The organism is Gimesia sp. (assembly GCF_048260065.1).
In the GTDB taxonomy this organism is placed as follows: Bacteria; Planctomycetota; Planctomycetia; order Planctomycetales; family Planctomycetaceae; genus Gimesia.
This window is the reverse complement of sequence record NZ_JBLXHC010000016.1, coordinates 70,868-94,167: the sequence shown is the minus strand read 5'-3', so window position 1 is coordinate 94,167 and position 23,300 is coordinate 70,868. Positions and strand designations below refer to the sequence as shown.

General features: G+C 47.0%; 19 protein-coding genes. 8 read left to right on the top strand and 11 right to left on the bottom strand.

Annotation, left to right across the window (positions count from 1 at the left end):
• Positions 1-29: 29 nt before the first annotated feature.
• Together ACN0YN_RS24755 and ACN0YN_RS24750 are read right to left on the bottom strand one after the other, a co-directional pair.
• Positions 30-1,391, bottom strand: coding sequence for a sigma-54-dependent transcriptional regulator (locus ACN0YN_RS24755; RefSeq protein ID WP_417387711.1), 1,362 nt, complete (start codon positions 1,389-1,391; stop codon positions 30-32).
• Positions 1,388-2,746 carry a two-component system sensor histidine kinase NtrB gene (locus ACN0YN_RS24750; RefSeq protein ID WP_417387710.1) on the bottom strand — a complete coding sequence of 453 codons (1,359 nt, stop codon included), beginning with the start codon at positions 2,744-2,746 and terminating at the stop codon, positions 1,388-1,390. Before ACN0YN_RS24750 ends, ACN0YN_RS24755 begins: the two co-directional genes overlap by 4 nt.
• Positions 2,747-3,293: 547 nt before the next feature.
• Here ACN0YN_RS24750 and ACN0YN_RS24745 point away from each other — a divergent pair.
• The gene (locus ACN0YN_RS24745; RefSeq protein WP_417387754.1) at positions 3,294-4,712 is read left to right on the top strand and encodes an OprO/OprP family phosphate-selective porin; all 1,419 of its coding nucleotides are present in this window, start codon (positions 3,294-3,296) and stop codon (positions 4,710-4,712) included.
• A gap of 338 nt (positions 4,713-5,050) precedes the next feature.
• Here the strand turns inward: ACN0YN_RS24745 and ACN0YN_RS24740 are convergent, their stop codons facing one another.
• The 8 genes from ACN0YN_RS24740 to ACN0YN_RS24705 all read right to left on the bottom strand — a co-directional run bounded on the left by ACN0YN_RS24740 (position 5,051) and on the right by ACN0YN_RS24705 (position 15,575).
• Positions 5,051-5,236 (bottom strand): hypothetical protein, encoded by a 186-nt coding sequence (locus tag ACN0YN_RS24740; RefSeq protein WP_417387709.1) that lies wholly within the window; start codon positions 5,234-5,236, stop codon positions 5,051-5,053.
• Between the two features lie 576 nt (positions 5,237-5,812).
• Entirely contained in the window at positions 5,813-6,760 is a 948-nt protein-coding gene (locus tag ACN0YN_RS24735) for a carbonic anhydrase (RefSeq protein WP_417387708.1), read from the bottom strand.
• A gap of 1,260 nt (positions 6,761-8,020) precedes the next feature.
• Positions 8,021-8,773: a TrkA C-terminal domain-containing protein gene (locus tag ACN0YN_RS24730; protein ID WP_417387707.1), complete on the bottom strand. Its 753-nt coding sequence runs from the start codon at positions 8,771-8,773 to the stop codon at positions 8,021-8,023.
• 51 nt (positions 8,774-8,824) lie between these two features.
• Positions 8,825-8,983: a YqaE/Pmp3 family membrane protein gene (locus tag ACN0YN_RS24725; RefSeq protein WP_366055319.1), complete on the bottom strand. Its 159-nt coding sequence runs from the start codon at positions 8,981-8,983 to the stop codon at positions 8,825-8,827.
• Positions 8,984-9,376: 393 nt separating this feature from the next.
• A complete protein-coding gene (locus ACN0YN_RS24720; protein ID WP_417387706.1) occupies positions 9,377-12,799 on the bottom strand; it encodes a PAS domain S-box protein in 3,423 nt (1,140 codons plus the stop codon).
• A gap of 231 nt (positions 12,800-13,030) precedes the next feature.
• The gene (locus tag ACN0YN_RS24715) at positions 13,031-13,327 is read right to left on the bottom strand and encodes a hypothetical protein (protein WP_417387705.1); all 297 of its coding nucleotides are present in this window, start codon (positions 13,325-13,327) and stop codon (positions 13,031-13,033) included.
• A 130-nt stretch (positions 13,328-13,457) separates the two neighbouring features.
• Positions 13,458-13,625 (bottom strand): DUF1328 domain-containing protein, encoded by a 168-nt coding sequence (locus tag ACN0YN_RS24710; protein ID WP_002647858.1) that lies wholly within the window; start codon positions 13,623-13,625, stop codon positions 13,458-13,460.
• Between the two features lie 474 nt (positions 13,626-14,099).
• Entirely contained in the window at positions 14,100-15,575 is a 1,476-nt protein-coding gene (locus ACN0YN_RS24705; protein ID WP_417387704.1) for a sigma-54-dependent transcriptional regulator, read from the bottom strand.
• Positions 15,576-16,305: 730 nt separating this feature from the next.
• Here ACN0YN_RS24705 and ACN0YN_RS24700 point away from each other — a divergent pair.
• The 6 genes from ACN0YN_RS24700 to ACN0YN_RS24675 all read left to right on the top strand — a co-directional run bounded on the left by ACN0YN_RS24700 (position 16,306) and on the right by ACN0YN_RS24675 (position 20,779).
• Positions 16,306-17,034 (top strand): PRC-barrel domain-containing protein, encoded by a 729-nt coding sequence (locus ACN0YN_RS24700; protein WP_417387703.1) that lies wholly within the window; start codon positions 16,306-16,308, stop codon positions 17,032-17,034.
• A gap of 119 nt (positions 17,035-17,153) precedes the next feature.
• Positions 17,154-17,345: a hypothetical protein gene (locus tag ACN0YN_RS24695; RefSeq protein ID WP_417387702.1), complete on the top strand. Its 192-nt coding sequence runs from the start codon at positions 17,154-17,156 to the stop codon at positions 17,343-17,345.
• An 88-nt stretch (positions 17,346-17,433) separates the two neighbouring features.
• On the top strand, positions 17,434-17,637 hold the full coding sequence (locus ACN0YN_RS24690) for a CsbD family protein (RefSeq protein ID WP_417387701.1): 204 nt from the start codon (positions 17,434-17,436) through the stop codon (positions 17,635-17,637).
• Positions 17,638-17,852: 215 nt separating this feature from the next.
• Entirely contained in the window at positions 17,853-18,836 is a 984-nt protein-coding gene (locus tag ACN0YN_RS24685; protein WP_417387700.1) for a PRC-barrel domain-containing protein, read from the top strand.
• 192 nt (positions 18,837-19,028) lie between these two features.
• On the top strand, positions 19,029-20,426 hold the full coding sequence (locus ACN0YN_RS24680) for a DUF2254 domain-containing protein (protein ID WP_417387699.1): 1,398 nt from the start codon (positions 19,029-19,031) through the stop codon (positions 20,424-20,426).
• Positions 20,427-20,503: 77 nt separating this feature from the next.
• On the top strand, positions 20,504-20,779 hold the full coding sequence (locus ACN0YN_RS24675; RefSeq protein ID WP_417387698.1) for a GlsB/YeaQ/YmgE family stress response membrane protein: 276 nt from the start codon (positions 20,504-20,506) through the stop codon (positions 20,777-20,779).
• Positions 20,780-20,785: 6 nt separating this feature from the next.
• On the opposite strand, the gene ACN0YN_RS24670 is transcribed toward ACN0YN_RS24675, so the two are convergent.
• The gene (locus ACN0YN_RS24670; RefSeq protein WP_417387697.1) at positions 20,786-21,391 is read right to left on the bottom strand and encodes an ANTAR domain-containing response regulator; all 606 of its coding nucleotides are present in this window, start codon (positions 21,389-21,391) and stop codon (positions 20,786-20,788) included.
• 324 nt (positions 21,392-21,715) lie between these two features.
• On the opposite strand from ACN0YN_RS24670, the gene ACN0YN_RS24665 reads away from it, so the two are divergent.
• Positions 21,716-23,272, top strand: a complete 1,557-nt coding sequence (locus tag ACN0YN_RS24665; RefSeq protein ID WP_417387696.1) for an alkaline phosphatase family protein — start codon at positions 21,716-21,718, stop codon at positions 23,270-23,272.
• Positions 23,273-23,300 lie beyond the last annotated feature (28 nt).

Here is a 23,300-nt window from a genome sequence, read left to right as displayed (position 1 = left end):
GTGAAATCATCAGAACAGAGCTGAGCCGTTTAATGCAAGCCGTAACGGCTCATTTTATAATGCAGCGTCCGCACACTGACACCTAACAGTTTGGCTGTCTTTTCGCGATGATAATCACAGGAAGCCAATGCTGCCGTGATTGCCGCCTTCTCTGCTTCTTCGGTCACTTCGACCAGCGTTTTAACGGGAACGGATGTGGACGATACTTCGGGATTCAATTCAACGGGCAGATCTGACGCGTGAATCACTTCGCCCGGTAATGTTACCACCAGTCGCTCGATGACATTACGAAGCTGTCGAACATTTCCAGGCCAGCGTGCTGTGACAAACTTCTGCATTGCCTCGGGGGAAACCTGCTTCAACGGGCGGTTATGCCTCTGACAGAAGTGCGTCAGAAAATGTTCAATCAGCAGGGGAATATCATCTCTGCGTTCGCGCAGTGCCGGAATATGAATGGGAATGACATTCAAGCGGTAGAACAGGTCCTCACGAAACGAACCTTCTTCAATCAATGGCTCTACTGATTTGTTGGTGGCAGAAATAATACGGGCATCACTGGTAAAGACTTCTTCGCCCCCCACCCGCATGAACTGCTGCGTTTCCAGGACGCGAAGCAGATCGACCTGACTTTTGGCAGGCATTTCTGTTACTTCATCCAGAAACAGCGACCCTCCCTGGGCCTGCTCGAAGCAGCCCGGCTTCTGTCGGGTCGCACCGCTGAACGATCCTTTTTCATGTCCGAACAGCTCACTCTCCAGCAGTGTTTCAGGCATCGCACCGAGATTCACGGCAATAAAAGGACCACTACAACGATTGCTTAAATCATGCACGGCCCGGGCAATCAGTTCCTTACCCGTGCCACTTTCACCTTGAATCAGAATCGTCGCATCGGTCGCTGCCACCTGACGAATCTGCTGAAACACATCGTTCATCGCGGCGCAGTTCCCAATGATATTGGAAACCTCGCCGGCATTCACGAGTCGATTGCGTAATTCCAGGTTCTCAATCTGTAACCGATGATGCTCTCGCGCCTTGCGTACCTGGTGCCGAATCAGATCCAGATCGAGAGGCTTTGTGATAAAATCAAAGGCCCCCAGTCGCATGGATTTGACTGCTGTTTCCACGGTTCCATGCGCAGTGATGACAATTGCCGTTGTTTGTGGTCGGATCCGCAAAGTCTGATCAATCAGTTCCAGTCCGTCCATCTCCCCCGGTAAGCGAACATCGGCAATGACCAGTTGAAAGAACCCTTCGCGGAATTTGGCCAGCCCTTCTTCCGCGCTCGATGCCGTCTCCACGACATCGGCTTCGCGAGCTAAACCTTTTGCCAGCCCCGAACGAATGTTGGGTTCATCATCAATGATCAGTATTCCGAATCCCTCAGAGCTCATAGTTTCTCGTTTATTGGCAATATCACTGAAAAAGTTGTTCCACCAGCACCAGTCTTCAAATCAATGGTACCATCATGTTGTCTTACAATCTTTTCACATAGTGCAAGTCCCATGCCGGTTCCGTCATTACGGGTTGTAAAGTAAGGGTCAAAGATTCGATCTCGATATTCCACCGGAATCCCCTTCCCGGTATCGGTCACCTTAATCCGCAGCCATTCCCCTTCCTGTTGTAAACCAATCGTAAGAGTGCCTCCGTCAGGCATTGCCTGTATGGCATTTAACGCCAGATTCAGGAGTACCTGGTCCATGTGAACCGAGTCTGCTTTGATCGTGGGGAGAGGTCCTTCTGCAAGATTCACCTCCACCTTCACCTGTTGCTGTTCCGCCTGTGGTCGAATGAACCGCGCCAGCTTTTTGATCAGGACTGACAAATCAACGTCCGAACGTCCTGGCTCAGACATGGAGGCGTAGTCCCGAAATCCTTCCAGCACGGCAGTCAACCGAATAATTTCTGTATGGATCACCCCCAGCATTTCATTGACTTCCGGGCTGGTGGTCTGCCCCACCAGCGCTTCATCCAGAAGCTGAACATGCAGTGAGAGCGCGCTCAGCGGATTTTTAATTTCGTGTTGCAGCCCCGTGGCCAGTGACCCCAGACCTGCATAACGTTCCATTCTTCGCAGTCGCTGTTCCATCAAAGCACGCTCAGTAACATCGCGAACATGGATGACGGTCCCCAGTTCTTCCTGTTGCTCGTTCCTCAGTAAACTGCAGCCTGCTCTGAGAGTCTGCTCATGTCCCTGCGTTGTTATCGTATAATCACAGTCTCTGACGGGAGAATGATGTGCATTGACATGACTGCAGATCACTGAAAGCAGCGTGTGCTCAATCCCCACTACGGACAAAGGCTGATCGACTACGTTGCCATGCAGACCGAGCAACTCCATGCCGCGCGGATTGATGCTGGTGATGACTTCTTCCCGGTCCGTTGTCAGGACTCCCTGATCCATACTCGCGAGAACATCACTTGCCAGAACTTTGACCTCGCGCAAAGAGCGTTCACTATTCAGATAGGCTCGAACCAGCAAAGCCAGGGCAACCGCAGTCACACAGATATTTAATACGAGCAGGATCGATAACTGTGACTGAAATCGTAATTCCCCGGCCAGCTCCCGTGCGACCGCCAGATCGCTGTCAGGCAGATCTCGGATGATTCGTGCCACAATTTCCTGTTCATGCTGGAAATCCGCCAGAATCCAAAGCGTCACAATCAAACCAGTCAGACTCAGTATCGTCAGACCAGCGATAGCCAGTTGAAATCCGCGACTGACACGCGTCTCATAGACATGAAACATCTATCGAATCCCTGCCCTCCCTACATTCACATTCAATCGTTGCTTTATGCGTACACTTCAAACTGCCTGGAGGACCACTTAACGGCTGAAATCGATCTGACGCAAACCTTTTGCATACAAAATATTATAACCTCAAACTGTAATTTCTCAATATTTTAAAAATCACGCTCCCCTCTGAATAATTTACCTGCAGAATTTTGCAGGTACCGTGCAGTTGTTTGCACAAACCTTTAATCAAAATCTTCCGATTTGGAATTTTCGACTGAAATAATCACGAGATTTAACGGTTATTCCGATACCGAGTATCAGGTAAGTAAGCCGGGCACGTTGATAAAAAATCCTTGTTTATAGCTTGTGCTCAACCCGGTTTTCTCTGCGATCTCAAACGGAGAGATGGTCGCCTGAACAATAACTGAAAATGATCGAATTGGGAAAAAATTTAATGCATCAGAAACATACTTTTGGAAAACGACGATCTGTTCTGAATCCAAAGTATCAAAACGTGCGCCAACCGTTGAGAACTTTTAGAAATCGTTCGTTCGTGGTTATGACCCTGCTCTGGTTATTCACTTTTCAGTTGTCCGGTGCCGGAGCTCAGCTTCCGGAGATTGATCAGGATGAAAGAGGAATTCAAGCGCAACTGCAGATCCTGCAGCAGCAAATAGATGAGTTGAAATCGCAGCAGGTAAAACCAGCTCAATTCACGAGTCAAATCCCTCCTGCCCCCGCTGCATCAATGGGGGAAGACGAATATGACTCTGATTTACCTGAGTACATGTTTGGAGATTCCAGCGACAGTAATAAGTTTCCCACGGCACGTCTGACAGGTTTTTTCCAGACAGATGCGGTCGGGTTTATCCAGGATGCCGCGAATATCCAGGCGGTCGGTGACGTCCAGAATGGTGCCGACTTTCGTCGTGCGCGACTGGCTGCGACAGGTGATGCCTGGGAAAATGTCGGTTACATGCTGGAAATGGACTTTGCTTTTCCGGGTCGTCCCAGTTTCATGGATGTCTGGCTGGAAGTTCGCGACGTGCTGGGTGGCAACAACGTGAGAGTCGGCCAGTATCGACAACCATTCGGCATGGATGGTCTGACCAGCGTCAAGGAACTGACATTCCTGGAACGGGCGTTGCCTTTTGCCTTTCTCCCCTTCCGACAAATCGGAGCCATGTATTTTGGCAATACAGAAGATGAACAGTCGACATATGCCGTGTCCGGCTTTCGTTTTCCCACCGGCCCTTACGGAGGCAATATTGGTGACAGTGGCGGCTTTGGTCTCGCCACCCGCCTGACTCACCTGTTGATTGATAATGGCGATGGGAATGGATTGCTGCACATCGGTGGTGGATTCACATTCGCTAACCCGGCAAACAATCTTGTGCAATATCGTAATCAGCCGGAAATTTTCGTCTCGGAGACAGGGGGAGCAGCTCAGGTTCCCGTCGGTGTCCCCTTAGCCGTGCCCCCCTTTGTAGATACCGGGCTGATTCCTACCCAGAACTTCAGTATGTTTAATGCCGAACTGGCATATGCCGTCGGTTCATTTTATGCCCAATCTGAAGTCATCTATACGGTCGTCAAAGAACGGAATGGGCCTACCAATAACTTCTCTGGTGCTTATGCTCAATTCGGATACTTTCTGACAGGTGAATCCAGAGCCTATAATCGCAAGGGGGGGGTTTTTGGCCGCGTGGTTCCCCTCGACCCAGTCGGTAAAGATTGTGGCTGCGGTGCCTGGGAACTGGCAGGTCGCTGGTCTTATATCGACCTGAACGACAAGAATATTCAGGGGGGCCGATTGACTGACCTGACGCTGGGAGTGAACTGGTATCTGAATCAATTCACCAAGTTCCAGTTTAACTACATTCATGCTTTCCTGAACAGCAGCTCTAATGTGAATGGTCCCGTGATTGATAACAGTAATGCCGATATCCTGGCGGTACGTGCTCAGGTTGATTTCTAGAGCGCATCACATAGAACGGAAGTGACAATCGTTCAAAGGTTCCCTTCCACAAGATACTGCCAGAGTTCATTTGAATGAAATTTGAAACCTTCAACCTGACTTCGGGTTGAAGGTTATTTTTTCAGGCTGACCGATGCTTCGAGTAAAGTTCCCCATCAGAATCCCGGCTGATCGAAATAACGGTCACTCAGGGCAGATGCATGACCATGCAGCAGGTTTCAACTGCGAACTCTGCTGAAACAGAACCCAAAACCAACCTGCACAATCAGTCACACGTCCAGATCTTCATCAGTGCTTTTTCCATTTCCCGAAACTTTATGTGGCAGTGTATGCTGCCTTCAATTAGCCTGATAGACAGAGATTGAAGTCCCCTGTTTCAAGTCGGGATCTGCCTGGCCTACCTCCAGATTGACGGAAGTATCATCAAAGCCGTTCAGACGGAGGGCAGAATGGAAGAGACTCGGGAGATGTGGCTGGCTCTGAGATTTGCTTACCAGTGGATAAAGCAGGTAACCTGAGTCCAAGACGATCCCTGCTTATAGCAGATGCAGGGAAAAAAATGAGCGATGGCCCGATTGACTGTTGTCGAGAAAAGAGAAACGTGTCCGCCGTGAAGCTCAGAAGCTTTGATAGAAATTACGTAGTTGCCAGTCACCCATCATGCTAGCTACCCGCCAAAGTAAGCACATGAAGGTGACTGGCAAACTACGTTAACTCCTGTCGAGAAATAAACTGAACTTCCCATTCGCATGGGCAAAGGTCATGCGCAACTGATTAATCTCAGGAAACCGGCACGACGGAACACGACTCCTCATTTGTGTGACCAGATTCGCTTTTAGACGACCATTACCCAAAAGTGAATTGATCACAAAATGAATCCTTCACGAAAATCATTTGATACCCAGCTTAAGAAAACTGGATTACATTTCCTGCTCAAAAAGAGCTTCTGTTATCTTAATCACGATTGCCAACTCTGTTGTTGTTGACGTCCTATCACTGATCCCTGTGAGCACAGGCTCCACCGGGATGTATCATTAAAATGAATGATTGGATTGTCAAACTGAATGCAATGGAGAGGCATCACTTTTCAACCCACTCATTCACTGGTGAAGTTTGCTGGTATTCTCTCTACCTGTTCTGCTTTTGTGAGTAGCTACAGCCGGTTCTTTTCGACCGGAAAGACTCTCCCACACTTTCTCTGTTTTCTGATTCAGACCATTACTTGCAAATCGGGCTGCATCAAACGTATTCATCTTTTTCAAATAGAGCGACAGACATTTTGCCACATCACTCAAATCAATCACTCCAGGGGCATTCCCCAGACCAAACAATAAAGAACCGTCCCGATGTTCCAGATCAACATGCAATATACGACAGGAGGCGAGGTCATAAATTCCGTAGCAGACTGGAACCTGTCGTGATAATCGCTTTACAAATTCCTGTATTTTCCAGGCCATCGCGGCTGTATTTACAAAAATTGAAGTATCGATCAATCGAGTCCGGTCCAGTGATTCACGTAGAAAACGCCCCTGTAATAAGTCCGGGTTAGAGGACAAAGCCGATGCTGAAATTTCAACGGAAGGTGTGATGGAATTGATCAGGGAACGAATTGTGTTGTCAGCCGGAGTTGTATCCGGCCTGGGGTTCAGATACTGATCTACGGCAGTTGTAACGACATCGCAGCCGGTATGCCCCAGAACAACGACCCCCTCAATAGAGGGAAGATGTTCTACTGCATAGGAAATACTTCCCAGACACTCGGTGGAAGCAACATTTCCAGCTAACTGTACTTCAAATATCTGGTTCGGCTGTTGCTGAAACAGGTCCAGTACAGAGACGCGTGCATCAGAGCAGGTCAGCACTGCAGCCTTGGGAGTTTGTGGTGAAACCTCTCCCGGGTACCCCAGTTGTTCAAGATAACTTTTTGAAATTCGTATCCCCGATTGATTTTCAGAATCCGTATCTGTTGTTGAAACCTGTTTCTGCTGATATTCACTCCTTAACAGTTCCACGAATTCCATATTGCCATGATTCAAAGATTCTTTCATACATTGACATTTATATTTTATATGTGAAGGAACCATCAGTATCTCCTTGTCTCAGGTTTCTACTACATCCAAATCAGGAGTAATCACAAGTTTTAAAACATGCTCTGGCTGGATATCAGGACGTTCCAGCCAGAGCGATCCGGGTCATGCCACTGGAATAGTTTTCATGACCACCTGTGCAACCAACATGTAGACGGGAATACCGATGGTAACATTGTAAGTAAACGTGAGCCTGAGTGATGTTACACCAGGCAGGGGTGAAAATGATTTTCAATATTGCAACGAGGCCAGACACATTAAGTCGTCAGCCTGAGCGAAAGATTTGCCTTGCTGACTATCTGGATTTCGAAAATGAACAAACAATTTTCCCTAATGCAATCAGCATACCGGCTGATCTAAATTATCGACATTGATGACTCCGGATGAATTATATGCCTTGATATGTAGTGGTTTTCGAATTGAAAATTTTTCTGTTCGTATCCGTTCTCAAATCAATTTATGGATCAGCAATCCGATCCTGCGAGAAATCACATGCAAGATATTGCACCCCGGACGCAATAATATGCAGGACGCGAGAGTAAATGATCTGCAACTTCGGCTCCTGAAAAAAAGCGTCATCTGTCTTTGCCTGCCGGAAGTACTTCAGGATTTTCACATCTAAGGCTACGGGTGAAATCTGGTAGGATCTGTCTTCCAGAAATCTCTGCCTGATGAATGGTTATTGCAAACAGGTGCCCCATATTTTCTCCGGGAAAACGGACTGACTTGACGAAAGAACTCTTCAGACTTCTGCTGCAGTGAACATTTTTTACAAGGATGAAATTGATGTTGAATGGATTTACTTTATGCCTGACTGTTACCTGGTTGGAATGTTTATTCCGCCCTGCTCTCTACTTGTGGTGGCGATTTTGTCGAAGTGCACCATTGAGTCAAGCGGAGCTGAACTACAAAACCTGGCGATACCTGCTGATATGCTACCGATATTGGAGTGACACCGGATCATACCGGGGCGAAACCGGGGCGAAACCGGGGCGTTGTGTGTCGATCCACAGAGTGCGTTTGAGCAGGCTTTGGTTTAAATCGTGCTGTAATGAGAGACTTTTATAGTGCTGATCTCATTACAGGTTCGTGCTGTTTACCTGCTCAAATACTGGACCACGCGCGCGACTCACTTAGACGCTTATCCTGGTAAACCGCTCGGCGAGGTCAAGAGGAATTTATTCAGTGGAAGATGATCGAATGCAGACCAATAGAATCAGATTAAATCTGAGAGACCTGTTCACTTCGTTGCTGTTCATCGACTGCTTTATGGTGTTCCCAGTTACCGGCGGCACCGGACCGCCGCTCATCCAGATTTCTCAACACACTGGCTTTTCCATAAAGCAGGACGCGATCGTCAATCTCCAGACGCGTCTCCCCCCGCGGAGCGCCGACATAGCTGCTATCCGGTTTTTCAATCCCCAGCACCAGGATCCCTTCTGTGTCCAGCTTGAGCTCAGTCAGTTTTTTTTCTGCCAGCCAGTCATCCGGATTTACATTCAACTCCACTACAATGTAGTCTCCCGTCAAATGCAGGAGTCCGGCATAATCTCGAATTTCAAGATCAGTCCAACGTTGCAGAGCCGATTGAATGATGCGGGAGATGTGCTGGTCAATCCATTCACTATACACGAGCGACCAGAGTAATGATAAACCACCGGCCAGAAGCACAATACGTAACCAGAGACCAGAACTGGAATCTGCACCAACAAAGGAGATGATGAGAGAAGAAATCGCAGTTACGATTCCCGCGTTGCCGAGAATCATCAACATCATAATGATCCGACGACGAACAGGGTGTCGCATGACCTTTTCTGTCTCACTGGATGTAAAACCGGTGCTGGTAAAAGCAGACCGTGCCTGGAATCGTGCCAGTGGAGTAGAAAGTCCTGTCAGCGTTAATGCCACTGTCGCCACTCGGACCACAATAATCGATATGACGATAATCACTATCAGTGAAATAATCGCATACATGACTTATTTCAGTTCAGAGATTGATTGTTGATTGAACTTCATGCGATTCCATTATTTTTTCGCAATGACCCAGACGGCATGCACCAGCCCGGGAATATAACCACACAGCGTTAAGACGATGTTCAACCAGAAATGCATTCCCAGTCCGACCTGCATCAGTACTCCCACTGGCGGCAAAATGATTGCCAGGATAATTCTGATCACATCCATGAAAGTAGAAGACTGTGGCTGAACATGTTGAGGGTATTGAGTTGACATTGTCTATTTCCTTTCTGAATTGCTTAATGCAATCTGTTATAATGCCATTTGAAACGGATACTGATTTCTCAATAGTTCTGTAAACGATCCGAATTCGTTTCCGGATCAAACATTTCAAATTGACTCAGGAATATAGAAAGCACATCCCATACCAAAGCCTCAATCATGTGAACACAATCTGTACACCCTGAAAAACAGGGGTTATATGCCGTAAATTCAGGAGAGAAAACGGGAAATTCAATGCGATCCTGGCAGCAGTGCGACCAGTTTGAATGCGGAGCCATCAGTCCAGGAAGACTCTGGCGAGACACTTCTGGCCCGAAAAATTCAACCAGACTCTTTAGATCAGGAATTCTCAGACTTCCAAACACAGAGCTGTTCATTAAGTCGAGTGAATTCCGACTCAAGTTCGGGAATCGCTGCAGGTACTTCCCTCAACTTTCCCTCGCGTCCATACTCTTCAATTTTTTTAGCTGCTTCCACAGCTGGATAAGCATTAAAGTTGGCACAGAGCCCTTTCAAACTGTGAGCTGCCCGCATCAGTTCTTCCGCATCTCCGGCAACGGACTGTGCATTGATTTCTTTCAGAAGACCGGGGGCATCTTCAAAAAAGAAGTCGACCATATCGTTGAGAATATTAACATCATCACCGACTCGTTTGAGCGCGGCTCGCATATCCATGACTGGACTGTGATTTACAGATGAATGATTCGATGCGGATGTTTTCTGTAACGCTTCATTTGCTGATTCTTGAGGGGAGAGTTTTGAACCTGCAGGACTATTCCCGGGTAAGTTGTTCTTTTGATGACGCATTGCCAGTCGCTCCAGTATCAGAATCAGTTTTTGAGCATCGATGGGTTTAGAGATATAGCTATCCATGCCAGCAGCAATACATTTATCACGATCCCCGCGCATTGCATATGCCGTCATGGCAATAATGGGAGTGTGCTCACCCGATCCATATTCGTTCTCGCGGATTATAGTAGTTGCCTGCAGACCATCCATCGTAGGCATCTGCACGTCCATCAGTACGACATCAAATGACTCATTTCGCAGATAATCAACCGCTTCACGACCATTATCGGCGATGACACACTGATGTCCCCGCTTCTTCAGAATTGCAGTAATCACTTTCTGGTTCGCAGGAGTATCTTCAGCCACCAGGACCCTTAAAGACTGTTTTGATTCTCTGATCTGGGACACACTGGAACGTTCCAGTTGTGGTCCTTTCAAGGCAGTCATGATGGCATCCAGCAGATCAGATTGTGACACAGGTTTTTCCAGAAATGCAGAAATATCAAGCCCCTGGCATCGCTCGCTGAAAATCTGATGATCGGCGGAAGACAGCATTAGAATCGTCGCCGAATCGAGCAGCCCTTCTTCCCGCGCCTGTTCCAGCAGCATGAAGCCATCTGTTTCCGGCATGAGGGCATCCACAATCACCAGTGGATAAGATTTTTCTTTATCGCTACTTGCAGAGAGTTGATTTAGTGCTTCCTGCGCAGAGTCAACGGGTGTGGGAGACATGGACCAGTTTGACAGCATTTCTTCAAGAATCACCCGATTCGTCTGATTATCATCTACGACCAGCACGGGTAGATCTCGTAATTCAGACACAGACGATTCGTCGCCATTCATGTCAGATTCCTCTGGTTCGACTACCGGCAGGCTGACACGAAATGAGAAGAGGCTCCCTTTTCCCGGTTCACTCGACAGGTGCATTTCCCCTTCCATTAAGCCAATCAGCTCGTGGCATATCGCCAGTCCCAGCCCCGTGCCAGAATAGTGCCGCGTTGTCGATGCATCCGCTTGTGCAAAAGGAGCAAAGATGCGTTTCTGATCTTCCGCAGCGATTCCAATCCCTGTATCAGAAACGCTGAATTCCAGCAGGGGTATTTCTCCCGGTTGAAGCCTGGGAAGTGGCTTGTCAGATCGTTGTTCCTCGGAGCCTCCGTTTTGTTCGACAGAAGGCTCAATCACTTTGACATCAACAACCACTTCCCCCTGCTCTGTGAATTTAATCGCATTACCGGCCAGATTTGTCAGAATCTGACGCAGGCGAACCGGGTCACCCAGAACCTGCATCGGCACTCTTTTATCGATGCGGCAGATTAATTCCAGACCTTTCTCACAGGCGCGCAGCGAAAGTGTTTTCACAGCTTCGTCGAGCATGACCCGTAAGTTGAATGGAACCGGTTCCAGTTCAAAACGCCCTGCTTCCAATCGGGAAAAATCAAGAATATCATTGACCAGCAAAAGAAGGGAGTCTGCCGAATCTTTTGCTGTCTGTAGATAATCCCGTTTGAGCGCTGACAGATCTTCCTGTAATGTCAATTCCAGCATCCCCAGAATCGCATTCATAGGGGTGCGGAGTTCGTGGCTGACATTAGCCAGAAATTCGCCTTGGGTGCGAGTAGCCTGTTCGGCTTCGTCCTTGGCTTTGCTGAGTTCCTCTTCGCGACGTCGACGGGCAGTGATATCTCTTTCAATACTTGATGACCCAACAACCTGATGATCCATCCCGCGAATGGGAGAAACAGTAATGGCCACATCGATGATGGTTCCATCTTTTCGCATACGCCTCGTTTGAAACTGATCCAGCCTGCGTCCCGTTTTCATCGCTTCCAATATTTCAGATTCTTCACGGGCCATCCCCGGAGGCAGCAGAATCGATACGGTCTCTCCGATAACTTCTTCTTCCAGCCAACCGTATATCACTTCGGCTCCGTTATTCCAGGAAGTGATCGTACCATCGGGTGCTTTTCCTATAATCGCATCCCCTGAAGAATCAACAATGGCCGCCAGTCTGGTACGTTCTTCCTGCCATTGAACCCGTTCGATGACATGCCTGATAAGATTACTCACCCCGCGTGATAACGCCAGTAGATTCAGATCCGGAGAAATGAGCCTGGTATTCAAGAATTCAACCACAGCAATCACATTCCCATCAAGTTTAACTGGAAATGCAAAAGCAGATCTCACACCAAAGGCTGCAAAATCTCTTTTCTGATTAATGGTCTCTTCATTTTCAAAGTCCGTGACCCAGACAGGTTCGCCTCGACTCCAGACATAACCGGGAAGATCTTCACCACGCACGAATGTCTGCTTCTCGGATTCATCGCGTAAATCCAGAAAGTGGTCTCGATTCGCCAGATGCCAGATTCGCGAAGAGACCAGACGATTTCCTCCCTGGTTCAGCAGGTAAGCATGACCAACGGGCCAACCTGAAATGTCTCCCAGATTGGCTACACAGATTCGCAATGCATCTTCGAGCGCGTCGCTGGTAGACGATGAAAAACTCGCCTGTTGTAATAATGCGGCCTCAAGTTTCTCACGGGCAATCAGCTGTTCGGCTTCTTTCCTGTCAGAAACGTCTCGAACAAAAGCATTGAAAATATCCTGCCCTTGCCATTCAATTTGTGTGATGATCATTTCGATCGGGAACTCATGACCGTTCCTGCGGAGTGCCGTCAACTCTACTTTATTATTGATCAACCGTCCTTCCCCGGTAGCTTTGAACTGCCGAAGTCCATCTTGATGCTGATTGAGGTATTGAGGAGGGATGATTAATTCTGAGACGGAACTTCCAGTGGCTTCATCTCTGGACCAGCCAAATATTTCTTCGGCTCGCCGATTCCAGTCCAGTACATAACCATCAATGTTCATGGTTATGATTGCATCCATCGCGGAATCGACAATTGTCTGCAACCGGTCATCGGATGCCCATAAGGCATTGCTCGGGAATTCTGGATTAGAAGGGAGTCCCATTCGTTTTCGTGCCCGACTGGAAAAAGATTAGAAAAACTTAGTGATAACGCTGAAGGGGGAATGACAGTAACTTAACAGAATGGAATTGATTTTACCACGACTACCGGATGAGAGCAGGAACTCTGTAGAGGGGATAGTGTTACTAATATCGCTATGAAATGGAAGGAATCCCAGCATCGCACATCTCGGACACAACTTCAAAACACTTGTTTCATCATCACACAGGTTACATTATCTGGGAGTTTCTAAAACTTCTGATTGTTCAGGCTCGAACTCTACTTCTTTCTCAGCAGGTTCACCAGAATCTACAGCATCCTCAGTATTGTCGATCAACTTTTTACCTTCTCTGGCTGCATCTTTGACTAACTCTTCTCCTTTTTTGACAGCCTCCTCTGTATCCTTTTTCACTTCACTTTTATGGATCGTCATGGTTGCACTGTCGTCCATGTCTGCAAACGAAATCCAACCACCTAATACCATAGCGATAATTGCTACTATGATCAGAATGACAATAGTTACGTTTTGCATCGGTCTTCTCCACTAAAATGCCTCTTTACTGCGAAGATATGATAAATCGGACCGACGACGCCCATTTGAGCGCCGTCGGTCGATCATCCCAGCAGTTTTGAATCAAGTACATGTGACTTTATTCAAAGGCTTATTCTGTAGGGACTCTTTTTCCAGTCAGCAGACTGATGACTGCTAAAACGAGGAAGATAAAAAAGCAGATCTTCGCTGCGCCATAGGCCATACCGCCGACCAGGCCAAAACCAAAGAGTCCTGCTACCAGTGCAATTACTAAAAACATTAATGCCCAACTCAACATTGTGCTACCCTTTCAATAAGCGGGATGGAAATCCCTGGGATACCGGGTTTTCAATTCCGATCCGGCTGGGAGTATTGAGTTTCAATTCAACCAGCCGACCAGGAATGCCCCCTGGCTCATTCGATTTGCATGTTTCAATTTCAATCACATTGCTGCGATGATTACTAACATCGCAATCGCTGTGCCAAGTTGAAACGCCAGCCCAACAGATTGACATAAGGCTTTATAAGAAAGGATGTTGGAACTTTGACAAAATCCGTACATGAATCATATTTCACTGAGATAGTGTGAAAGATCGATTGCTGATCGCTCGCTGGGAAGTTCGTTTGCGCGTTAAGCGACCGCTTGTCACCCTGGCCTGGAACAGGATTTCTGGCTCACAGCTGTATCAGAAAATACAGAAAAGATGGGGACTACCACTTTAGAAGAGTAATCGCAGTGTCTGCTTGACGGCAAATGTGTTTTTAAGAATGACTAAGGCGAGTCATCTTCAATACTGACCGTTTTTTCAAGAGAAATGCCAAACTGTGCAATGCGATCTCGGATCTTGCCTCGTGTGATGCCGAGAATTTCTGCAGCGCGAGTCTGATTACCCCCTGTTTCATTCAAGACCCGTGTCAACAGATAGCGTTCCATGGCTTCCAGCGTTTCGCTGTACAAATCTGTTGATTGTTCCGCGAGACGTTGATCCACAAACAAACGTAGATCGGATAAAGGAAAATCATCATCACCTGAAATATCATTTTCTGGTTCCAGGGAGACCGCCTGCGTATTGAACCTTCTGGATAACTCATCTGGTAAAAATGAAGGAACAATGATCGGAGAAGTGCTCTTTAACAAAGACTGCCGAACCACGCTTTGAAGTTCCCTGACATTTCCTGGCCAGGGATATTGAATCAGCAACTCCAGAGCTTCAGAAGAGACACCTTCCGTTTCAGTACGCCCCATTTCATAACAGGCTTCATTCAGATAATGCTCGACCAGTAATGCGATGTCATCACCACGTTCACGTAAAGGAGGCAGCGAAATGGTCATCCCGTTGAGTCGGTAGAATAAATCTTCACGGAATGAACCAGCTTTAACCATCTCTTCCAGGTTGCGGTTCGTAGCGGCGATAATACGGACGTCGGTTTCAATCGTCTTGTTTCCACCAACCCGTTCAAACCTCTGTTCCTGCAGCAGACGCAAGACTTTTCCCTGCGTCAATTGAGACATATCGCCTACTTCATCAAGAAAGATTGTCCCGCCATTACATTGTTCAAATTTTCCGATTCGCTGTCGGTCGGCACCAGTAAATGCCCCCTTTTCATAGCCAAACAGTTCGCTTTCCAGCAGCGTTTCCGTGAGAGCAGCACAGTTGACAGCCATAAAACTGTCTTTGGAGCGGGGACTATGCTGGTAAATGGCCCGGGCAACAAGTTCTTTACCAGTACCACTTTCTCCACGGATAAGTACATTGACATTTTCCGCAGCAACCCGTCCGATCGACTTGAACACCTCAAGCATTTGTGGACTACGACCTACAAACTGATCACCTTTACTGGATTTTGTATCACCTACCGGCAAAGCAACCGGGATATTCATCAGCCGCCGTGTCTCAATAGCTTTCTGGACCAGTTGGTTCAATTTTGGCAGATCCAGTGGCTTGGCAAGGTAATCAAACGCCCCCAGCTGCATGGCTTCAATCGCAAGGTTACTTTCGCTGGATGACGTGATAAACACGACTGGTAAGCGTCGGTCCAGTTGATGGATTTCCCGAAAAACATCTAAACCGGAAACTGAAGGAAGCATAATATCCAGTAATACAACTTCGGGAGCCTTCTCACGAATGGCTTCCAGCGCCTCTTCGGCGGTACCCGCAGTGATGACGTCGACGTTCACTTTTTCCAGTGATCGACGTACCATTTCGAGTACCGTACGATCATCATCCACCACTAATGCCTGAGACATAATTTAATCCGAACTGATTTTAAATATGAAAGGATCTCTTTCAGAGAATTGCGCTATTCTAGCAAGCTGATTTCTGCATTACAAAGAGTCTGAAAAGAAATCCCTGACAATTCAACTGCCTTCCCGAACCGTGACAATAATCGGTTCAGACGAAAAGGTTCTCTCGTTGTAGATAAAAAACACCAGGTAATCAATGGGCATTATAACGTCAAAGAAGCTTGTTCAAGAGGTTTTCTCAATCTGTGATTACAATCGGAAATCGGCTCTATCGGGTCGACTCAGCCAGTCGAGAACGGGTTCCATTCTCTGTAAATGAAGCAATATAAATCGATTTCCGGCTTGTGGATGATTGACTGTGTACAGGCCTTCGTTACACTTTAAGTATCCACGCCCTGCTCCCGGAGCAGGGTCATCAGCAGGCCTATGACAGCCCTGCGGCGAACAACCATGTACGCCGCAGGGCTTTTTTTATTTCCTGGCTGTGTATCGACTAAATGCTGACTGATTGTCAAGCATACCGGTTTCTCAGCGGTCGATCAGAACCTTTAATAAATGAGATTTCGAACGCAGCAATGAGATCTGAGAATAATTTGAAATCAGACAGTAGTCATTAAAATAAAGAACCTTGTGCATGGAAAACAATGAAATCCCAGCTAAATCAATGGAAAATCCACGGAATGGCACACGATCTGCATTTCGTCTCCAGACAGAACCAGGAAAGGAGACAGATATGTTTCGGAGCACGAATGAACTTAGAGGATACAAGGTTCTGGCTACCGATGGAGATTGTGGAACCGTTCAGGATTTTCTCTTTGACGATGATACCAACATTGTGAGGTATCTCGTGGTAGATACTGGAGACTGGCTGACAGATCGCCAGGTTCTGGTATCTCCCGTTGCAATTGAACAACCGGATCTGGATAGTCTAGAACTACCAACAGTACTTTCAAAAGCCAACATTGAAGCAGCACCACTGGTTGAGACTGATCAACCAGTTTCCCGACAATACGAATCAGCGCTAACTACATTCTATAACTGGCCCGTTTACTGGGGGAACTCACCTGCGCCCATACTGAATCACTCCACAACAACCGTTGAACTCAAAGAACGGGTGGCTGCCGGGAAAGGTGACCCCCATCTACGAAGTGTCAGCGAAGTCACAGGTTACAATATCCAGTGTATGGAAGATACGCTCGGACATGTGGAAGACATTATCGTGGATACAGAAAGCTGGAGCTTACGGTATCTGGTAATAGATACTCGTAACTGGCTACCCGGTAAGAAAGTGATCATCGCATTCGACTGGATCACTCATTTTACCTGGGAAAATCAAAAAGCACATGTAGATTTAACACGAGAACAGGTTGAAAATGCTCCGCTGTACGATCCGCGTCTGCCAGTGAATCGCGCTTATGAAACACAACTCTATGATTTCTACGGACGCCCTACCTACTGGTAGAGCAGCCAGTTTTCTCTGATAACACCTCTGATTTGACAGAGCCATTCAACATGAGTTTTTAACGGGCTCCCGGTGCGCATACAGCGAGCCAGGTAAGTTTTAGCAAAAAGGAAACCGTTATGAAAAACAACATCATCAATTCATGCTTTTTATCGATAGCCCTGCTGCTGATGTCAGCTACTGCTTTCACCCTGGCGGGCTGTGAAGAAAAAGAAAAAGTACTCGATATTGAAACCCCAGGCGGTGAACTTGAAGTAGAACGCGACAAAAGTGATGGCAACATCGGTGTTGACATCAAGAAAAAAGAGTAATCAAAAATGAGTTGTTTGCTGATTTCCAGTCTGTAATCAGCAGTTAAGAATAGTTTTTAGACGAATATTCCAATACAGGAGAAGAGTGATGAATTCAGACCAATTTGCAGGTAAATGGAAACAGATCAAAGGTCAGGCTAAACAGAAATGGGGAGAATTGACCGATGATGAATTCGACCAGATCGACGGTAAACGAGACGAACTGGTTGGCAAGGTTCAGGAACGATATGGCATCGCGAAGGAAGAAGCAGAAAAGCAGGTGGCTCAGTTTGAAAGCTCATGCCACTGCTGAAACTGATTTCCAGCGATGAATCAGCACTATCATCAGCTGATAATAATATCTGAGGATAATCCAGGACTGCCAGCGACTTTTCGCTTTAACGGTATAGCACCACTCAATGAGGGCCAGTCAACTGCATTGTCTTAAATGAACTATTATCAGCTGTGATAGTTAATTACTTCTGGTCACATCTAAATCAAATTCTTTGATACCCGAGGAGAACTGAAATGAAACGTTATACTGCACTCGCAAGTATTCTTGCGTTTAGTGTCACTGCTTTATGCCTGGCCGGAAGCGCTCATGCTTTTGACAATCCCAATGAAGAGAAAGTGGAATCGCCAGATGTTTCGAAGACTTCAAAGGCAGATAAAAAAGCATCCAAGGCTGAAAGAAAACATATGAAAAAAGCGGGAATGGTGACCCGCGCCAGTAAATTAATTGGTATGAACATCGAAAACCCTCAAGGACAGAGTCTGGGCGAAATCAATGACCTTGTCATGGATACGTCAACAGGGGAAATTCGATATGCAGCTGTTACCTACGGTGGTTTCCTCGGCGTAGGAAATAAAATGTTCGCTGTCCCCTTTGAAGCATTCAATATGAAACAAAAAGCAGATTCACCCGATGAACTGACATTGGTTTTGAAGGTCTCTCAGAAACAGCTCGAGGGTGCGTCTGGTTTTGATAAAGATCACTGGCCCGACTTTGCGGATACGAACTACATTACCGACCTCAACAAACGTTATGAAGTCAAACATAAAAAAATGAGCAAAGAGGAAAAACGTTCAAATAAAGCAAGTAAATTAGATCCTAAAACTTCAGGATCAAATGTACGAATCAGCCAGTTGAATGGCATGAATATTCAGAACTCACAGGGAAAAAGTGTTGGTGAAATCAAAGATATTGTCATCAACGTATCACACGGAAATGTGCAATATGCAGCTGTTACCTACGGAGGATTCCTCGGTGTTGGTAATAAAATGTTCGCCGTGCCGTTTAAAGCTTTTGAACTGAAACAGAATCCCGAGGATCCTGAAGAACAGATTCTGGTTTTGAATGTGACTCAGCAACAGCTGGAAGGAGCCCAGGGCTTCGATGAAGATAACTGGCCTGATTTCGCAGACCCGGACTTCTCGAAAGAACTTCACAAACGTTATCGGATAGACATCGAGCATAAAGACCGTGATGTAAAATTGAAACTCGATACCTGAGTCGGTACGGCAAATAAATAATGCTCCAGAGTTAAATAAGCTGTGAGGAGTAAATTACTACTGCTCACGGCTTTTTTTGTATCATTCTTAGACAGATCAGTGCCATAATTGAAGACAGTCAGCAGCAGCAATCCTGCATTCCAGTAAGACAACCTTAGAGAAACAACGAAATACGAGGAGTAGACCTGCAGTATGAGAGCACGACTTGAGAATCTCTGGGATTCTTTTCGCACCAGTTTCTGGTTTGTCCCGTCCATTATGGCATTCATGGCGATTTTGCTGGCATTTGGAACAAATCAACTGGATGGCCTGCTGGATTCATCTGACCGTAAACTCGGCTGGCTTTCAACAACTGCCTCTGCCGCCCGTTCTACCCTTTCCTCTGTAGCGGGAGCCACGATTGCCCTGGCAGGAGTCGTATTTTCGATCACCATCGTGACTTTATCCATTGCATCTTCGCAGTATGGTTCCCGACTGGTTCGAAATGTGATGGGTGCCAGCATCGCCGATCTGGTAATCGGTCAGTATATCGGAACGAGTCTGTATTGCATGCTGGTTCTGCAGAAGGTGCGAGAGGCACATGGAGACTTCCCCGCATTTACTCCACAGGTGGGAACGGCCGTTGGTCTGATTCTCGGAGTAATCAGTATGGGTATGCTGATCTGGTTTATTCATCATGTGGCTACCGCCATTCAGGCACCGACCATTATTTCAGAGGTTTCCCGGGATCTGGACGAAGCCATTAACCGACTCTTTCCTGAATTGATCGGAGACGCAGCGGAAAAAGCAACTGATGAAGAAGAACTTGAACAACAGAACTATCAATCATTTGACGAAATTTTAGCTGGTGTTGGAAAACATAATATTACAGTTCCCTCGGAACTGGAGGGTTATATCGAAGGCATTGACGGGGAAAGCCTGGTCTCGCTGGGACAGGAATTGAACGGAGTAGTAGAACTGAAGTGCAAGCCCGGAGATTACATCACAAAAGAACAACTGCTGGTACGCGTCTGGTTCCAGGATCAAACGGAAACAGAAGAAGATTCTGAAGAACAGATAAAAAAGGTCGTCAATACGATAAATCGAGTCATCATTATCGGCCTGCGTCGCACTCCCCGCCAGGATGTCAGCTATGCAGCCCGAGAACTGGTTGAAATCGCTGTACGGGCCCTGTCCCCGGGAATCAACGATCCCTTTACTGCCATGAGTTGTGTGGATCGACTGGGAGGCTCTCTGGGTAGACTTGTAGAACGATCCAATCCCAGCCAGATTCGGCGAGACAGCGAATCGGTACCTCGTGTATTAGTGACAACAGCCGACGGCTTTGCAGAAGTACTGACACGTTCATTCGGCATGATTCGTGAATATGGTTCCAGCAACACCGCCGTTTCACTGAAACTGCTGGAGGCACTGGCAGGAATCGCCAGCCATGCTTCTCGCTCGGAAGATATTGAAGTCATCCAACAGGAAGCAGAAGCATTACAGACCGCGTTTGAAGAGCAGCATAATATCCAGGCAGACCGAAATACTTTTCATCAGGCTTTCGGTCAGCTAAACGACTTGCTGGAGTCCAGTCTGCAGACCAACTGAAACATCAAACTGGCGTAGATCTGCTACGAACCAGTATTCAGATAATCAGAATTTTTACTACGAGAGAGGACACTGTTATGGGAATCTTTCAATTTTTATTATTACTGTTAGTCGCTGCTATTTGTGGTGGTATTGCCCAGTCATTGGCAGGTTATTCTCGTGGAGGCTGCCTGACTTCGATCGCACTGGGATTCATCGGTGCCCTGCTGGGAACCTGGATTTCGGGCAAGCTGGGGCTCCCCGAATTACTGACGATTCAATTTGGCGATCAACCATTTCCCATTCTGTGGTCGATTATCGGGGCTGCCCTGTTTGTGGCACTACTCAGTCTGATTTCATTTCGGAAGAAATAAACGAACTCAGTTTTCCTGGACCAGATCGAAGGCACCTTCAGCGGTAATGATTGCCTGTGCAATTTCAATCAGTTTCATGCGTTTACGACTGGCGAGTTTTTGAAGCTGACGGAACGCTGTCCCTTCATCAAGACCTGCTGTTTTCATCAGAATTCCCTTGGCCTTCTCAATGGTCTTTCGATCGTTCAGTGCAACACGAAGATCCTGATTTTCTTGTCGAAGCTCAGCAAATTCTGCAGCACGTCGATGTACCAGAAGAATGGTAGGACCAAGATCAACCATACGAATCGGTTCAACCAGCCAGGCCATAATATGATCAAGGGCAGCCGTCTCCACCAGTTCAAGATCAGACTTGGGAGTCACAATTATTCCCGGTATGGGAGTCTCTTTCCCAATCAGGGTCAAGGCTCGAATCCCATCCATGTCAGGCATACGAACACCACTGATGACGAGATCCGGAAGGTGAGCGCTGCAAACCTCGATCATAGCCTCTCCGGTTTGAACCGCATCAATAATCTGGTGCCCTAATTTACACGCTGCCTTTTGAATGAGTTTCAGAGTCTCACTATTATTATGTGCAATCAGAATCTTAAGAGATTCCATTTCCATCATCGAAGATTCCTGGTCCGCTTTTTTTTACAGAACTGGCGCTAAAAGATACAATCTGGTCCTATTAGATCAAATTAACGCTTCTCTCACCATATTCCGGGTTTCATTTTTTTGAAATGGCAGTCTGATGAATTCTACGAATATTCATCCCCGAAATATTGAACTCGGAAAGCAAGTTCTGTTGAGAACGTATTTATTAGGAAGGCACATCGTCACACGAATTGTTCTTTTTAAACTGAAATGGTAATCTGATGATTCCACTTATTTTATTACTGGCCAGATCTCACACACTCTGATTGAGTTCTGGCCGGGAGCGATAAAACACAAATGAAAAAAGTCATATTAGTCATTATTGATGCTCTGGCTTCCCGAGTCGTGCAACCTGCATTGCAAAAAGGTTTATTGCCGAATTTTCAGCAGTTAATCGAACGCGGAGTTTTACGCAGGGAATGTACATCCATTTTCCCCTCGATTACGCCGGCAGCAACATGCGCGCTGGCGACGGGTGCTTATCCTTTCGAACATGGTATCTCTGGTGCCTACTGGTACGATCGAGGCGAGAATGAAGTCGCTTATTTTGGTTCCGATCTGCCGGCGATCATGAATGAAGGCATGGAACGATATGTCAATGATTTTCAAATCAAACTGAATATGGACCGCCTCCAGGTCCCTACGATTTTCGAACGAATCGAGCAACACGGAACGCTGGCCGATGCAGTCGTCAACTTTATGTGGTATCGGGGGACCGTGGCACACGAAACCAGCACTCCTTTACTCCTCAATCTGGCTCCGGGAGTAACCCTGGCAGAATCAATGATCGGGCCGCATACGATGTTTCTGGGAGAGTTTGTTTCGACCCCCCTTTATGGAAATACGCTTTCGGTACGAGGGGGTGTAACGCGACGTTTTGGTTTCCATGACGATACAACAGCCGACTACCTTTTGGGAATGGCAGAACAGGATTGTCTTCCTGATTTTACTCTGGCTTATTTTCCCAATAATGATTTTGACAGCCACTCAGAAGGTCCTGAAAACGCAGTGACAACCCTGCAGAATGTCGACAGCCACCTGGGTAAACTGATTGAAGTTCTCGGCGGAATCGATCAGTTTCTGGAGAAGCATGTAATCCTGATGACAGGTGATCATTCTCAGAGTGATCTGGATGAGAATTCGGGAATTGATTTAAACGAAGTACTCAAACAGTTCAAAGTCGTAGATGCAGGGAAACCCTGGAACAGCTCAGAAGATTTAATGGTCTGTCCGAATATGCGGTCAGCACAAATCTATATGCAACCGGAATTATGGGATCGTCGCACTGAAGTCATTGAGTGCCTTTTAAACTACCCGGAAATCGATCAGGTGATGTGGTGCGATCATAACAGCGGATTGAACGGTACCGACCGGCCGGCTTTCTACGTTCATACACGAGATCGGGGACATCTGGTTTTCAAACCGGCCCCGGACTCAACAGGTAATGGCCTCGATATCTACGGAACCGCCTGGATCTGGGACGGTGACTTAAGTGCCGTCGATGCAAAGGTCACATCTGACAATCAGCTGGAATTCGGTGACTATCCAAACGCCTTTGAACGTATCGCAACAGGCTTTTCCGAAAAGACGGGAAACATCTGGGTGACAGCCCGACTGGGTAAGGAATTCTGTCTGCCGGCAATGAAGTGTAATCCAGCCGGTTCGCATGGTTCACTGCATAAGCTAGATTCCACCGCGCCGCTGATCGCAGCGGGACTGCCCGACAATTTTGAATTGCCTGATAATCCTCGTATTATCGACATGACACCAATCTGTCTGCAGTTACTGGGACTGGAAACGCCACGTCTGCCTGGTGAAAGCGCGATCAACAATCCGCAGAATCAGAAAGACTAAGAGAGTAAATCGGCTGTACGCGGATACT

What these genes read in the sequence shown, in the direction of transcription:
- ACN0YN_RS24735 (WP_417387708.1), bottom strand. Translation starts at nt 6,760, where the DNA reads ATGAAAGAATCTTTGAATCATGGCAATATGGAATTCGTGGAACTGTTA.
- ACN0YN_RS24665 (WP_417387696.1), top strand. Translation starts at nt 21,716, where the DNA reads ATGAAAAAAGTCATATTAGTCATTATTGATGCTCTGGCTTCCCGAGTC.
- ACN0YN_RS24750 (WP_417387710.1), bottom strand. Translation starts at nt 2,746, where the DNA reads ATGTTTCATGTCTATGAGACGCGTGTCAGTCGCGGATTTCAACTGGCT.
- ACN0YN_RS24705 (WP_417387704.1), bottom strand. Translation starts at nt 15,575, where the DNA reads ATGTCTCAGGCATTAGTGGTGGATGATGATCGTACGGTACTCGAAATG.
- ACN0YN_RS24720 (WP_417387706.1), bottom strand. Translation starts at nt 12,799, where the DNA reads ATGGGACTCCCTTCTAATCCAGAATTCCCGAGCAATGCCTTATGGGCA.
- ACN0YN_RS24670 (WP_417387697.1), bottom strand. Translation starts at nt 21,391, where the DNA reads ATGATGGAAATGGAATCTCTTAAGATTCTGATTGCACATAATAATAGT.
- ACN0YN_RS24690 (WP_417387701.1), top strand. Translation starts at nt 17,434, where the DNA reads ATGAATTCAGACCAATTTGCAGGTAAATGGAAACAGATCAAAGGTCAG.
- ACN0YN_RS24730 (WP_417387707.1), bottom strand. Translation starts at nt 8,773, where the DNA reads ATGTATGCGATTATTTCACTGATAGTGATTATCGTCATATCGATTATT.
- ACN0YN_RS24695 (WP_417387702.1), top strand. Translation starts at nt 17,154, where the DNA reads ATGAAAAACAACATCATCAATTCATGCTTTTTATCGATAGCCCTGCTG.
- ACN0YN_RS24700 (WP_417387703.1), top strand. Translation starts at nt 16,306, where the DNA reads ATGTTTCGGAGCACGAATGAACTTAGAGGATACAAGGTTCTGGCTACC.
- ACN0YN_RS24755 (WP_417387711.1), bottom strand. Translation starts at nt 1,391, where the DNA reads ATGAGCTCTGAGGGATTCGGAATACTGATCATTGATGATGAACCCAAC.
- ACN0YN_RS24680 (WP_417387699.1), top strand. Translation starts at nt 19,029, where the DNA reads ATGAGAGCACGACTTGAGAATCTCTGGGATTCTTTTCGCACCAGTTTC.
- ACN0YN_RS24745 (WP_417387754.1), top strand. Translation starts at nt 3,294, where the DNA reads ATGACCCTGCTCTGGTTATTCACTTTTCAGTTGTCCGGTGCCGGAGCT.
- ACN0YN_RS24675 (WP_417387698.1), top strand. Translation starts at nt 20,504, where the DNA reads ATGGGAATCTTTCAATTTTTATTATTACTGTTAGTCGCTGCTATTTGT.
- ACN0YN_RS24710 (WP_002647858.1), bottom strand. Translation starts at nt 13,625, where the DNA reads ATGTTGAGTTGGGCATTAATGTTTTTAGTAATTGCACTGGTAGCAGGA.
- ACN0YN_RS24715 (WP_417387705.1), bottom strand. Translation starts at nt 13,327, where the DNA reads ATGCAAAACGTAACTATTGTCATTCTGATCATAGTAGCAATTATCGCT.
- ACN0YN_RS24725 (WP_366055319.1), bottom strand. Translation starts at nt 8,983, where the DNA reads ATGGATGTGATCAGAATTATCCTGGCAATCATTTTGCCGCCAGTGGGA.
- ACN0YN_RS24685 (WP_417387700.1), top strand. Translation starts at nt 17,853, where the DNA reads ATGAAACGTTATACTGCACTCGCAAGTATTCTTGCGTTTAGTGTCACT.